Annotated in this window: 14 protein-coding genes; 5 read left to right on the plus strand and 9 right to left on the minus strand. The window is 59.3% G+C overall.

Features of this window, described 5'->3' with window-relative positions; all coding sequences use genetic code 11:
- Window positions 1-131: 131 nt before the first annotated feature.
- From gndA to HDE77_RS01070, 5 genes are all read right to left on the minus strand, one after another.
- Window positions 132-1679: an NADP-dependent phosphogluconate dehydrogenase gene (gndA, locus tag HDE77_RS01050; RefSeq protein ID WP_184415286.1), complete on the minus strand. Its 1548-nt coding sequence runs from the start codon at window positions 1677-1679 to the stop codon at window positions 132-134.
- 152 nt (window positions 1680-1831) lie between these two features.
- Window positions 1832-3037 carry an IS4 family transposase gene (locus tag HDE77_RS01055; protein WP_184415288.1) on the minus strand — a complete coding sequence of 402 codons (1206 nt, stop codon included), beginning with the start codon at window positions 3035-3037 and terminating at the stop codon, window positions 1832-1834.
- A gap of 169 nt (window positions 3038-3206) precedes the next feature.
- Window positions 3207-3692: a hypothetical protein gene (locus HDE77_RS01060; RefSeq protein ID WP_255482467.1), complete on the minus strand. Its 486-nt coding sequence runs from the start codon at window positions 3690-3692 to the stop codon at window positions 3207-3209.
- Window positions 3693-3902: 210 nt separating this feature from the next.
- On the minus strand, window positions 3903-4082 hold the full coding sequence (locus HDE77_RS01065; RefSeq protein ID WP_184415290.1) for a hypothetical protein: 180 nt from the start codon (window positions 4080-4082) through the stop codon (window positions 3903-3905).
- A gap of 71 nt (window positions 4083-4153) precedes the next feature.
- Entirely contained in the window at window positions 4154-4714 is a 561-nt protein-coding gene (locus HDE77_RS01070) for a lipocalin-like domain-containing protein (RefSeq protein WP_184415292.1), read from the minus strand.
- Between the two features lie 141 nt (window positions 4715-4855).
- Here HDE77_RS01070 and HDE77_RS01075 point away from each other — a divergent pair, with 141 nt between their 5' ends.
- The gene (locus tag HDE77_RS01075; protein ID WP_184415294.1) at window positions 4856-5779 is read left to right on the plus strand and encodes a LysR family transcriptional regulator; all 924 of its coding nucleotides are present in this window, start codon (window positions 4856-4858) and stop codon (window positions 5777-5779) included.
- A gap of 404 nt (window positions 5780-6183) precedes the next feature.
- Here HDE77_RS01075 and HDE77_RS20370 read toward each other — a convergent pair whose 3' ends face one another.
- Window positions 6184-6684 carry a hypothetical protein gene (locus HDE77_RS20370; protein WP_255482468.1) on the minus strand — a complete coding sequence of 167 codons (501 nt, stop codon included), beginning with the start codon at window positions 6682-6684 and terminating at the stop codon, window positions 6184-6186.
- An 18-nt stretch (window positions 6685-6702) separates the two neighbouring features.
- Here HDE77_RS20370 and HDE77_RS20375 point away from each other — a divergent pair, with 18 nt between their 5' ends.
- Window positions 6703-6846, plus strand: a complete 144-nt coding sequence (locus HDE77_RS20375; protein WP_255482469.1) for a hypothetical protein — start codon at window positions 6703-6705, stop codon at window positions 6844-6846.
- 19 nt (window positions 6847-6865) lie between these two features.
- Here HDE77_RS20375 and HDE77_RS01085 read toward each other — a convergent pair whose 3' ends face one another.
- A complete protein-coding gene (locus HDE77_RS01085) occupies window positions 6866-8215 on the minus strand; it encodes a glycoside hydrolase (RefSeq protein ID WP_184415296.1) in 1350 nt (449 codons plus the stop codon).
- Between the two features lie 363 nt (window positions 8216-8578).
- Here HDE77_RS01085 and HDE77_RS01090 point away from each other — a divergent pair, with 363 nt between their 5' ends.
- Window positions 8579-9121, plus strand: coding sequence for a DUF1993 domain-containing protein (locus HDE77_RS01090; protein WP_184415298.1), 543 nt, complete (start codon window positions 8579-8581; stop codon window positions 9119-9121).
- A 230-nt stretch (window positions 9122-9351) separates the two neighbouring features.
- Here the strand turns inward: HDE77_RS01090 and HDE77_RS01095 are convergent, their stop codons facing one another.
- Both HDE77_RS01095 and HDE77_RS01100 read right to left on the minus strand, forming a co-directional pair.
- Window positions 9352-9771: a hypothetical protein gene (locus tag HDE77_RS01095; protein WP_184415300.1), complete on the minus strand. Its 420-nt coding sequence runs from the start codon at window positions 9769-9771 to the stop codon at window positions 9352-9354.
- Between the two features lie 66 nt (window positions 9772-9837).
- Entirely contained in the window at window positions 9838-10305 is a 468-nt protein-coding gene (locus HDE77_RS01100) for a hypothetical protein (protein ID WP_184415301.1), read from the minus strand.
- A gap of 307 nt (window positions 10306-10612) precedes the next feature.
- On the opposite strand from HDE77_RS01100, the gene HDE77_RS01105 reads away from it, so the two are divergent.
- Both HDE77_RS01105 and HDE77_RS01110 read left to right on the plus strand, forming a co-directional pair.
- Window positions 10613-11038 carry a GNAT family N-acetyltransferase gene (locus tag HDE77_RS01105; RefSeq protein WP_343206032.1) on the plus strand — a complete coding sequence of 142 codons (426 nt, stop codon included), beginning with the start codon at window positions 10613-10615 and terminating at the stop codon, window positions 11036-11038.
- Between the two features lie 244 nt (window positions 11039-11282).
- Window positions 11283-12206, plus strand: a complete 924-nt coding sequence (locus HDE77_RS01110) for a cyclase family protein (RefSeq protein WP_184415303.1) — start codon at window positions 11283-11285, stop codon at window positions 12204-12206.
- Window positions 12207-12213 lie beyond the last annotated feature (7 nt).

Consider the following 12213-nt stretch of genomic DNA (forward strand, 5'->3'; position numbering starts at 1 on the left):
GTATGCCATTGGGTATGCCAGCCGTTTTTGTTTCTGGTTCTGTCTCGTTGAGCCTTGTTGGGCCCGCTTTCGCAGTTGGTGTGATTACCGCGTCGGATGGTTTCGACTTCGGGCAGTTCAGGCATGTGTCGTCAGTTCCAGTTGGCGTGGAAGCTGCCCAACTTGTCGATGCGTTCAAAGGTATGCGCACCAAACAGATCACGTTGCGCCTGGATCAGGTTGGCCGGCAGACGCTCGGAACGGTAGCCATCGTAATAGGCGATCGCCGAGCTGAAACCGGGTACCGGCACGCCGAGGCGCACCGCCGTGGCCACCACCTCACGCAGCGCCTCCTGGTACTTCTGCGCGACTTTGCCGAAGGTCGGTGCCAGCAGCAGGTTGGCCAGCTTGTCGTCGTGCTTGTAGGCGTCAGTGATGTCCTGCAGGAAGCGAGCGCGGATGATGCAGCCGCCGCGCCAGATCTTGGCGATGGTGCCGTAGTCCAGCTTCCACTGGTACTCCTCGGCAGCAGCGCGCAGCTGCGCGAAGCCCTGCGCGTACGAGACGATCTTGCTCAGGTACAAAGCGCGGCGCACCGATTCGATGAACACCTTGCGATCGCCCTTGAAGGCCTTGGTCTTCGGTCCGTGCAGATAGCGGCTGGCGGCGACACGTTCGTCTTTCAGCGAGGACAGCACACGCGCGAAAACTGCCTCAGTGATGAGGGGTAGCGGCACACCGAGATCGAGCGCACTCTGACTGGTCCATTTGCCTGTGCCCTTCTGCGCGGCGCGGTCGAGGATCACGTCGACCAGATCCTTGCCGGTTTCCTCATCCTTCTTCTGGAAAATGGTGGTGGTGATCTCGATCAGGTAGCTGTCGAGTTCGCCCTCGTTCCATTTGCGGTAGACCCTGGTCAGTTCCTTGTTGGTAAGGCCAAGAACATGCTTGAGTACCGAGTAGCTTTCGGCGATGAGCTGCATGTCGCCGTATTCGATACCGTTGTGCACCATCTTGACGTAGTGACCGGCACCGTCATCGCCCATATAGGCCACGCAAGGTTCGCCGTCAGGCGCCTTCGCGGCGATCTCCGTAAGGATCGGTTCGACCAGGTCATACGCATCGCGCGGGCCACCGGGCATGATCGACGGACCATGCAGGGCGCCTTCCTCACCACCGGATACGCCAGTGCCGATGAAGTGCAGGCCAGCCTTGGCCAGCTCTTGGTTGCGCCGGATGGTGTCCTTGAAATTGGTATTGCCGCCGTCGATCAGAACATCGCCCTTGCTCAGCAGCGGCTTGAGTTCCGCGATCACTGCATCGGTACCGGCGCCCGCTTGCACCATCAGCAGGATGCGTCGCGGCTTTTCCAGCGAGGCGACAAATTTTTCGATGGTATAGCTGGGGACGAACTTGGCAGTGGGGTTGTCCTTGATGACCTCATCGGTCTTCTCACGGCTGCGGTTGAAGATCGACACCACATGGCCACGGCTTTCGATGTTCAGCGCCAGGTTGCGGCCCATCACGGCCATGCCGACGACACCAATCACGCCCTTGCCGTTCGTCGCCGCGCTTTTCTTGGAGGCGCTACTCCTGGCGATGACTTTCTTGGCTGGCCTTTTTGGGGCGGCGACTTTCTTCGCCGGTTTGGCCGTGACTTCTTTGCTCGCTGCCGGCTTGCGTTTGACTTGCGTGGCCATGGGTCGGACTCCTCCTGTCGATACATGAAAGATAGGGCGGAGACTGCGCTGCGCAAGGTGAAGCTAAGGTAGCTTGGTTGCCTCTGCGCGCGGAGCTCTTGGCGTATAGCGGATCCAAAATGGGGGTCAGGTTCTGAGGTTTCCCCACGTTTTCATGCGGGAACGCTAAGCTGATCAAGCAAACCGGGCGAGAGCTGCCTTATCTGTTCGATAAGTCGACAGAGCGGGATCTGTAGCCATCGTCGCACCAGGGCTTCACGGCCCAGACGCATGACTGAGTAAAGTCGCCGCTTCGATCGAAACGGTGCCAGCCATTGGTCGATGCCGCTCGCCTCACATGCCATGCCGACTAGCCAGGCGGCGAACGCGGCCAGCGCACTGAGCAAGAGCAGCACTTCGATACGAGGACCTTTGCGCGTGAGGCTGTCTTCGAACGCTTGCCCGTAACGATGCGATTTGAGGTCGCGAAACGACAGCTCTATCTGCATGCGTCGCGCGTACAGCGCGATCAACTGACGCGCGGCGAGCTTGAGACTTGGCGAGGCCATCAGCAGCCATGGTTCGCGCTCCCGTTGCGCATGCTTGCGGCTATTTGAATTACGCGCCGGCACACCTTGTCGGTTGCGCTGCTTGCGGCCTCGGGGCGGCTTGGCATGCAGTACCACGTGTGCGGTCAGTGGATTGCTGCGCACGATCTCCATCTGCCCCAAGTCGCGTGAAGTTCGCTTCGCCAGTTCATACATGGCCTTGCACGACACCCACTGCGACGGCTCGTTCGGCACCTCGGCGGGTTTGAGATAAGTTGTGTTGCGCAAGCGCCCCAGCCATTGCCAACCCATCGCTTCGACCGCCCGGAACCACGGCGCCCGGAAGCCGGCATCAGTCACCAGGATCGGGCATGCGCCATCGGGAAGCACGTGTGCCAGACGTTGCAGAAACTGCTTCTCGGCCTTCGGCGAACCTTGCTGCCCGCCGGGAAATACCATGTCCAGGATCGGCAAGGAGCGACCACCGACCGGTATCGCGGCGCGCAGCAGATGCCAGCTTCGATCCTGCTTCAGATCCGACCAATCGATCACAATGACGGGCTGCTTATTGCGAACCAGCCACTGTGTCATCGCCCGATAAATGTGCTCGCGCTCGGCGTGCAGATGGTGATTGCCCAACAACCGATCCAGTGCCTTCAGTGGCGCGCGAATGCGCTCCGCTCCGGGCCACGCGCGCGCCAGATCCATCAGCGTCAGGCGTCTGCCGTGAATCATCGCCTCGACGGCCCGCAGCAGCACGCGGCTGCGCAACGCATGCATCGAACCCAGAGCGTCGCACAGGCACTTTTGCAATACTTCGGTGGCGCGCATGGTGTGGTCTCCTCTGGCTTCGTAACCCATGAGGAACGACCGCATCATGCGTGCACTGTTCCTTCAATCTGCGCGCAACGTGTTGATTGATCGAGGGGATTTGTGGGGAAACTTCAGGGTCAGGTTGGACTTTCTAATCTGGCGTAGATCGTCCAGATATCGAGGATGTCTAAACCTGACCATCGTAGTCATAGACCACGGCACCAAGCCCGACACCTGTGGGCGAGCGAAGGTCGACATACCCATGAGAGAACGGTGTCAGCAGTTGGGAGAGCAATAAGCGTCCATAGGTCTCTTCCATGAAGTAGCCTTCGCGGTTGACGGCCAGCAGATGGTCGAGTGCCACTTGGTAGAACTTCAGGAAGTCGTCAATGGGGTAGCCGTTGCGGACTTTTGCTTTTCGGGCAAAACCATAGGGGCTAAGCGGACGCAGGGAAATTGAATGGAAGCCAAGTTTTCGATACTCGTCGATGATTTCGTGCGGCGATTGGAGACTCTTGCGGGTGATGGTGGTCAGTGCAGAGACCGAGTGTTCACCGAGCGCGCTGCGTCCTCGTTCGATGCCATTGACGGTCCGCTGGTAGCGATGCGCGGTCCGCGCGGCGACATCGGCGGAAAAGAGCGTGCCGTCCAGGTAAACGTCCACTGTTGCCATAGCACCCCCCCGATGCTCCTTTAGCCGCACGATCTTGCGCTCTCAGTTGGGTGGCTGCAAGTCCTGCAGCGAAGCGGATGGAGGTAGTTAAGTTGGTCTACCCGCGCGCCTGATGCCCATGGTGCAGCCCTCCGATTCCGCCGAGCCGCCAACGCCAGCGCAAAAAAAACCGCCCTGAGGCGGCTAGTGTCTATTCCTGCAATGCGGGTATCAGGGCATGTCGGTGAGCATTTTGGACTCGGCTTGATCGGCCGCAGCCGCCTGGGCATTGGCGAGCTTGGGGCCAGTTGAGCTGGTCCGGATTTGACGGACACCTTTGAACAGGGACACCTCACCTCCTGAAAAGCGCTGGGACGGATCGGCGATCGGAACCAGGACGGGCTGTTTCACTGCCGTGCGCCCGATCGGTCAGCCACCACCTTCCTCAATTCGTCCCTGTCACCACGGCGTCAGCTCAGCCACTACGAGTGAACGCGACGCCACATGACCTCGCCATGGGCTCCCTCGGCCGCACCGCTCGATGGCTTGGCCACGCGATAGGTCAACTCATCGTTGACGATGGTGTAATTCGAGTCACCGCTCTTGCCGTCCCAGTTCGGGAACGATGCATGCAGGATCTGACTGTGCATGACCATGGCGTCGGCACTGACGTGGCCGAAGTGGGCATTGCTGTCCATCGAGGCGGCACGGTATTCGTCGGGGGTCCCCTTGGATTTGTCGTTGGCCGCGAATGGCATGCGCTTCGCCCGCACGATCTGCATCATGTAGTCGCCCTGTGCATCGATAAGCCACATGCCCTCCGGGTGGGGGCCGTATAGCTCTACGCGGTGACCATCCGGGTAGACGTTATCGCAGCGAACGAGGGTCCAGGCGCCGATCAGTTCCTTGGGCACCATCACGTGATCACCGGCCGTTTCACTGTGTTTCATCGCCACATCTCGGGCGGTGGCGGCGGCCAGGATCGGCGATGTGCTCATTGGGGCGAGGAGAGAGGCGAGCAACAGGAGTTTTGCGCGTGACATGGCGACACCTTCGCGTGTGTGGGGTGGGTGGCATCGTCTCCTGTGCTTCCCATTTTGATAATAGGCTTTGATCTTTATTGATCTTCAAATGGAATTTGAAGATGATTCCGCCTGTGCCTTCTGCACCTGGGACCTGACCCGATGAACCGCCTCAGTGATATGCAGCTCCTGATCGATGCGGCCGACCTCAGCAGCCTGTCGGCTGCCGGGCGCAGGGCAGGGCTCTCGCCTGCCGCCGCCAGTGCGTGTTTGCAACGGGTCGAAGCCATGCTCGGCGCGCGGCTCTTCGAACGCACGAGTCGTCAATTGCGCCTGACCGATGAGGGGCGCATCTACATCGCGTCCTGTCGGGTCGCTATCGAGACCATGAGGGAAGCCGAGCGCGCGATTCGCAGCGGCACCGACGGCGTAAGCGGGACGCTGCGCGTATCGGCGCCATCCGATCTGGGGCGCAACCTGCTGGTCTACATCCTTGACAGTTTTATGGACCTCTACCCGGAGGTGCGCATGGTCCTGACGCTGTCGGATTCGCTCTCACGGTTCGTGCCGGATGATATCGACGTAGCCATCCGCGTCGGCCCCTTGGAGGACAGCGATCTCGTCGCGCGTCATCTTGCTGATAGTTGGCGCGTGGTCTGTGCCTCGCCAAGCTGCATCACGACCTATGGGACACCAAAGCATCCCGAAGATCTCGTCGAATTGCCGACGCTGGTACTGACCACGAAGGCCGGGCCACGAAATGAGTGGCGTCTTGGGGAAGCCGTCGTGCGGGTTCGGCGATATCACGAGTGCACCGACAGCGAGGTCATACGCACTTGGGCTGTTCTCGGTCGCGGGTTCGCCTATCGGCAGCTTTGGGCGGTGGCCGCGGATGTACGCGAAGGTCGGTTGATGCTCGTCAACGCACCCGCGTGGTCTACCCCCACGCCAATCCATGCGATGTATCACCCGAACGTCTTTCAGCCGCCGCGTGTACGCCGGTTCGTCGATTTTCTACACGCTGAGTTGGCCAAGCGGCTTCCGGCTAATGCCGACGACGCAACGGCGTTTTCATCGACAAGGTGATCGCGCCGGTAGCTGCGACGTCGGTTTCTTGCAGGAGCTGAAGGCACGTCCAAGCCACTTCCTTTTGGTTGTCCTTTTGTTAACGACAAGATTCCCGGTATGGCGACCAAAGGGAATTCACATTCCGTCCATTTATCTGCGTTGGCTGGCCTGCTATCAAGGCCAAGGGTTTGTGGTCGCGGGGATCTCAACCGCCTTCAGGCAAAGGGCAGCTTCCCCATTCGTTTGCGATAGGCAAGACGGCCCCGGATCGCTCGGGGCGGTTGAGTGATTTTCCCTATGGGGCGACTCCCGGGAGGGATGTCCGTTGCGCCTCGCTTTGCGTTGGATGATGAGGCGGAGTATGAGTTCATCTTGCCTGGAGGCTCTGGCGGCGAGTTCGCTAACTGAAGAAGCGCTCACGCTCACACAGGAAGCGACAAACGGATATTGGCCGAGCGTTCGAATATGTCGATGACAACAGGGGATGTGTTTTTGAGGTGTCGAAGCTTCGAAGGCGAGAGGGAGTTCACCGGTCCAAACCCGATCCGTAAGGAAATAAGATGTGCCGGCCACAGAGAATCTGTCGCGTTGCCATCGCATTGATTTTGTGTCTTCGTGTGCTGCGCGTCGACGCCGCGCAGTTCACTTTGGAGGGCGCTGTGAGTTACATGGATAGTTACGGCGCTGTCGCGGCCTTTGGGCAGGTTGTATTCGCCCCACACTTCATTGGCGGCAGCCAATTCAGCCTGGCCCCCAACATCCTCGGCGGCTGGGTTGGTGGTCGCAACGTAGAGCGCTACGAGCGCGCCCACCCCAATACTCGCGACAGCATAGGGTTGCTTGGTGCCGGTGTGCGCCTCCAGTACGGTCAACCCTACGCCTGGTATCGACCGATCTTTTTCAGTTTTGACCCGCTTCTCCATGACGGTCGAACGCAGGCCTTGAGTACAGATTACGAGTTTGCCTTCACACTCGGTTGGCAGGCACGTCACTGGGTGATCGGCATTCGCCACATCTCCGATGGCAACTTCCAGTCCAGGTCCAACCGTGGCGAGAACATGGTGCTGGTAGGTGTGACGCTCTGACTGATGCTGCAAACGAGGGTCAGCTTGGACTTTTTATTTGCAATCGCCGTGATGGGGTGAACCGCCAGAGCCTTTGCAGCAGATAGATAAAAAGAACGATGTCGAATACGAAGTAGGCGTATTCCGTGCGCGAAACACCCACCCCGTAAGGGAACCATATGCCCGGCACGCCGAGTCGACTCAATTCGGATGCGAACAGGCCAATCGCACCCAGCACCATGGAGCACAGAGCGATCCAGTCCGTTTGATCACGCCGCAAAATTCCCCGATAAAAGATATACCCCGAAAGGATGAGGAAGGCGTAGCGAACGTATTGCAAGATCGCAGCGAATGTCTGCGGCAGCGCCGACGGCAGCGACGGCAAAAGCAAAGGTGTGCTGAGAAGACGCGCGACCAGGTAGGCGATGGCAAGCGTCACGCTGGAGATTTTTATCCATCGCACATCTTGCAATCCGAAACAGCTACTCCATGCCAGCGTCCAGGCCGCGAACGTGAGAGCGTCAACGACGGTCAATCGCCAAAGTACGAATTCGCGGATCGTTTCGAACTGCCAGAGAAAGAACAGGGGCTGGTTTGCTCTTGCGGCAGCAAGCAGCACGAGCGTTGCGGAAAGCCAGGGATAGAACCTGTTTTGAGGGTCAAACGGAAGCAGGCAGAGAGCCATGATCGCGAGGGCCAGAAACAGCAACGGTTGCACAGTATCGACCGCATAGCCTTCGACGGTTTGCAGCCATTGCAGCCGGTAGTGATCGCCAGCGCCCTTGCCTGTACCGATAAGTGGCGCGATATGAATACCACCACCATCCGCCGAAGCTGACGCGGATGCCCCTTTGAGCAGCACAACGCGAAACGCGACAAGGGCGCTTAAGCCATCAGAATTTCTCGTCCACCATGCAGGCGGCAGTGCAAACAGACGTGGCTGGATGCTGACGAGCGACGGCGGATTGTGGGTAAAGTCACCAATGCCGCCTAGCAGGTGACCATTGAAAAAGGCCTGGTAGCCATCGTCAACGTCGGCGGGCCCAACAAGGTAAAACGTGTTTTCGCCCGTATCGTTGACGCGAATAGTTGTGCGGTACCAGGCGAATCCGCTGTAGCCGCGATGGCCGTGCGCCGCCCAACCCGGCACATAGTTCTTGAGGCCGACATCGTCGTCATGCGATCCCGACGCGGGCGTTAGATCGAAAGTTTCCCAGCTGGAATCGTCGAAACCTTCCGCGGCCCAGCGAGGGTCATCGCCTGTATGAAACTTCCACGGTCCGTTCAGCGCGACGACCGATTCACCGAGATCGATGGAAACAGCCGCATGCACCGAAGGCGCGATGAGCGCGAGCCACACAAGCATCGAAAGAAAAAATACGCGTCGCATGCTGGGTCCTCACCTTGGTGTGGCGAACCCATTCCAGCCGATTCAACTTTACCTGTCCACTTCGGCGTCTCATGACGTCCCCTTGTCCGTTCGGCGTCCCAGCAAAGGTGAGCGAGGTAGTTGAATCGTTCGTCGGGCTCAGCTTTCGTCCGTTTCTCTACGTCGCGATCGTCTTGCGTCGGCGCAGCTGGCGAAGACGGTGGCTTAGCCACCTCCGTCCTCATTGTCGCTCTGGGAAAAGGTCTCACCAAGAGGGGCGAAAAATCTCACGTCGGAAGCGAAACGATACCCGCAATTGAACTGAGTTCCCGTGCGCGGTCCGTGTGGCAGAATGTTCAGGAACTGAACGTCAGGGGATTTGCGATGGCGACTTCACTCTATGACCTCAGCGTAGCCAGCTACCTGCAGACGGTGGGCGCGGTGGCTGGCTTCCTTGATCGCGCGGCCAAGCATTGCGCGGAGACAGGCTCCGATCCGGACGACTACGTGGGCGCGCGCTTGTTCGAGGATATGTCGCCTTTCCATTTCCAGATTGAATGCGTGTACCACCATTCCGTCTGGGCGCTGGAGGCGGTAAAGATCCGCCTGTTCGCCCCTCCCGCGCTGGTCGGACCGATCCCTTTCGTCGAGTTGCAGGCCATGATGGCCCAGGCGGAAACGGCGCTGAAGGCGTTCACCCCCGACGAGGTCAACAGCTGGGCGGGCAGGGATCTGGACTTCCAGATCGGCCCGCGGAGGATACTCTTCACGGCGGAGAACTTCTTCCTCTCCTTCTCGCTGCCGAACTTCCATTTCCACGCAGTCACCGCGTACGACATCCTGCGGATGAAGGGTGTGCCGATTGGCAAGCGGGACTATGAGGGCCAGCTGCGGACGAGGGCCGGCAAAGGGAACGGGAGTAGTTGATCGATCGCCGGACTCAGCTTTCGTCCGTTTGCCGCGTTGCGATCGTCTTGCGTCGGCCCTAACTGCCGATGACGAGGGCTTTCCTACCTCCTTCCCCAATATCGGGTTCATAGACTGCGATGCAGAGCACGCGTGCTGATGCTTATCGAGCCGCCAGCGCATAACAAAAAGGCCGCCCTGCGGCGGCTCGTTTCTTGGTGTGCGCAAACCGACTCTGCTCGGTGATCCCGTCAATTCAGCGGAGTGATCGTCACGATGCCATCGGACGACATCGCAAGCCGGTACGTGAATGAGTCGCCTGACGCGATTTGTACGGCCTCGGCGCGCTCGTTGCGGTCATTTTCGTGGCATAAGCCGCCGCCTACCGTGTGCGACCCAAGAAGCGAACGACCCGCAGGCAGGTAAAGCTGGACGCGCTCTGCCGTCCCCAGTTTTGCCGCCAAGTCGCCGTTAACGAACACGCCGAAATAGCATCCTTTCCCCGTAAACCCCTTGTCGCGGACGACTGTGACCGAACCGCCGCCAAGTATGGGCATTTGATGCGCGATGATGCGTTCGGCTGGGGCTTCGGACGCGAGATTTGGCGCAACGGGTTTCGTCGCGCATCCGGCAAGCGACATCAATGCAACTGCGTACAAGATCGGTTTCATGGCTCTCCCCTGGTAAGAATTTTCAGTACTGCTGCGTGGCGAGCCACTCTTTGTGCAATGCGGGTATCAGAGCATGTCGGTGAGCATTTCGGACTCGGCTTGATCGGCCGCAGCCGCCTGGGCTTTGGACATGGGGTCTTTGGAAATGGTCAGACTGTCTACGTAGACCAGCCATGCAGCGAGAACCTTTCTTGCATCCTCTGTGATCTTCGGGTCAGTCGTGGTTGCGACGAAGTCCATGTATAGCTTGGTGCCGGCGCCTCTTGCGGCAACCACACAGTCCACAAATGGCTTGGCCTGAGCGATCAGCACGTTAGAGTCCGGCACTGTCTCTGCGGGATTGTTGTTTAGGGCGGCCTGCTGTCTGCGCTGCAGGGCAGCCGTTTCTTGATCAAAAGCGATGTTGAATCCCATGGTCTGGCAATGCGACGCGACTTCATTGAGCCCGTGCATGAACGTGTCGGCTGCATCGTTGGGCGCGGCTGTGCAGGCCAGCGGGAGAGCTATCGCTACCGCAAACAAGATCAGTTTCATGATTTCCCCTGTGAAGAATCGCCAACACCGCCAGCCCTACCGAAAAAAAGGCAGGGGTTGGGCTGGACCTTCTGATTTCCAAATCAGAGGGGTCGACATTCGCAAGCCAGAAACCTCGGATCCTGCGGGCCTGACGGTAGCTATGGACTGAATGATAGCCGGGGATCCTTCATTCCGCATTGCTGATAGCAAAGGGGTCAGAGTGGATAATGACTCTGAATCCTCTGGTCCGGAACTTAGGTGTTAGACGCTCATGCCAGACCCAATCACGCTCACATCGGTAGAAAGCCCAGAGCAAGCCGTAGCTGTGCGCGAACTGTTTCTTGAGTATGCGGCCGCGATCGGCGTGGATCTTGAGTACCAGGGATTCACTGCGGAGCTTGCTGCCTTGCCGTCACCTTACGTGCTGCCCCACGGTGCCCTGCTCATCGCCAAGATCAACGGCGAGACGGCTGGCTGCGTTGCCCTGCGGCGTATTGACGAGCAAACCGGCGAGATGAAGCGCCTGTACGTAAGGCCGGCGTTTCGCGGTTGGGGTCTTGGCCAACATCTCATTGGCGAAACCATCCAGACCGCTCGCCGCGCGGGTTACACCATGCTGCGATTGGATACGCTTCCGAGTATGGAGGCGGCGCAAGGACTGTACCGTTCGCTTGGTTTTTCCGAGATCCCCGCGTACAACAGCACTCACTTACCCGGCACGCGCTTCTATGAGCTCAGGCTGGCCATCTAGGTATTCGTTCAAGTCGCACTCGGTTCGCGGCCGGCTCAATTCGGGCGCTCGGGGACATGGGTCCACTCATCCATTTCGTGGCTCGCCAAAGGAACCGCGCTCTGCAGCCGCAACGAACGAGTGCAGGAGATCGAGGTCGAGTGACGTCATCAATTATTTATAGATGACATAAGAACTATTGGATTGTCTTGACGATCCAACCTGGCTAGTGACTCGGCAATCAATCACACGGAGGGCCAGTACTGTGACCACCAGCGACCAGACCACGGACAAGCGGGTTTGCTTCGACTTCGAAGTCGATTTCTCGAACGGCGGAGGGATACAGGGGCAGGGATTCCGTCTGGATATCGACGCAGACGACATCAACGATCAGGCGCTGGCCGAATACATCATCGAGGACCTTCGCTTGTTGATGGTAGGAGAGGTCCGCATCCTGAATAAGCAGATCATCAACGAGCGGCACAAGCGGCGTGCCAGTGCCGCGGTGATCACGCAAGGTGCTGCGCGCAGCGACCTGATCGACCTGAGCCATCCGGTTCGGGACGGTGAAGTTGTCTATCCCGGGCTGCCGGCGCCAAGCATCACGGAGCACATGAGCCACGAGGCAAGTCGTGGCCGCTATGCGCCTGACGTGACCTTCCAGATCGGCCGGGTGGAAATGGTTGCCAATACCGGCACCGCCATCGACGCGCCTTTTCATCGCTACCCGGGAACGATGGACGTGGCGGGCCTTCCCCTGGCATCGATTGCCGACGTCGAAGCGGTCGTGATTCGTTTGGCGGGAATGAAAGGGCGCACTATTTCGCGCGAGGCCATTGCCGCAACAGAAGTACGTGGACGAGCCGTGCTTCTGGACACCGGTAAAGCGGTGCAATGGGGGATGCCGGCCTACACGGACGCATCACCCTATCTGTCGCGCGATGGGGCGGAGTATCTGCGCGACAACGGTGCGGTGCTGGTCGGCATTGACGCCATCAACATCGATGACACCCAGGATGCCCAGCGGCCAGCGCATTCGATTCTGCTCGAGGCAGGGATCCCGATTGTGGAGAATCTCGCGCGGCTGAGTTCACTGCCTTCCGAAGGCCTTCGCTTCTCCGCCGCTCCGATGCGAATCGTCGGGATCGGCGCTTTCCCTGTGCGTGCGTGGGCGAGGGTGCTGCCGTAGTTCCGTC

Origin of the sequence: Rhodanobacter sp. MP7CTX1 (assembly GCF_014205795.1) — a bacterium.
GTDB lineage: Bacteria > Pseudomonadota > Gammaproteobacteria > Xanthomonadales > Rhodanobacteraceae > Rhodanobacter.

What these genes read in the sequence shown, in the direction of transcription:
- gndA (WP_184415286.1), bottom strand. Translation starts at nt 1,679, where the DNA reads ATGGCCACGCAAGTCAAACGCAAGCCGGCAGCGAGCAAAGAAGTCACG.
- HDE77_RS01055 (WP_184415288.1), bottom strand. Translation starts at nt 3,037, where the DNA reads ATGCGCGCCACCGAAGTATTGCAAAAGTGCCTGTGCGACGCTCTGGGT.
- HDE77_RS01060 (WP_255482467.1), bottom strand. Translation starts at nt 3,692, where the DNA reads ATGGCAACAGTGGACGTTTACCTGGACGGCACGCTCTTTTCCGCCGAT.
- HDE77_RS01070 (WP_184415292.1), bottom strand. Translation starts at nt 4,714, where the DNA reads ATGTCACGCGCAAAACTCCTGTTGCTCGCCTCTCTCCTCGCCCCAATG.
- HDE77_RS01075 (WP_184415294.1), top strand. Translation starts at nt 4,856, where the DNA reads ATGAACCGCCTCAGTGATATGCAGCTCCTGATCGATGCGGCCGACCTC.
- HDE77_RS20370 (WP_255482468.1), bottom strand. Translation starts at nt 6,684, where the DNA reads ATGGAGAAGCGGGTCAAAACTGAAAAAGATCGGTCGATACCAGGCGTA.
- HDE77_RS01085 (WP_184415296.1), bottom strand. Translation starts at nt 8,215, where the DNA reads ATGCGACGCGTATTTTTTCTTTCGATGCTTGTGTGGCTCGCGCTCATC.
- HDE77_RS01090 (WP_184415298.1), top strand. Translation starts at nt 8,579, where the DNA reads ATGGCGACTTCACTCTATGACCTCAGCGTAGCCAGCTACCTGCAGACG.
- HDE77_RS01095 (WP_184415300.1), bottom strand. Translation starts at nt 9,771, where the DNA reads ATGAAACCGATCTTGTACGCAGTTGCATTGATGTCGCTTGCCGGATGC.
- HDE77_RS01100 (WP_184415301.1), bottom strand. Translation starts at nt 10,305, where the DNA reads ATGAAACTGATCTTGTTTGCGGTAGCGATAGCTCTCCCGCTGGCCTGC.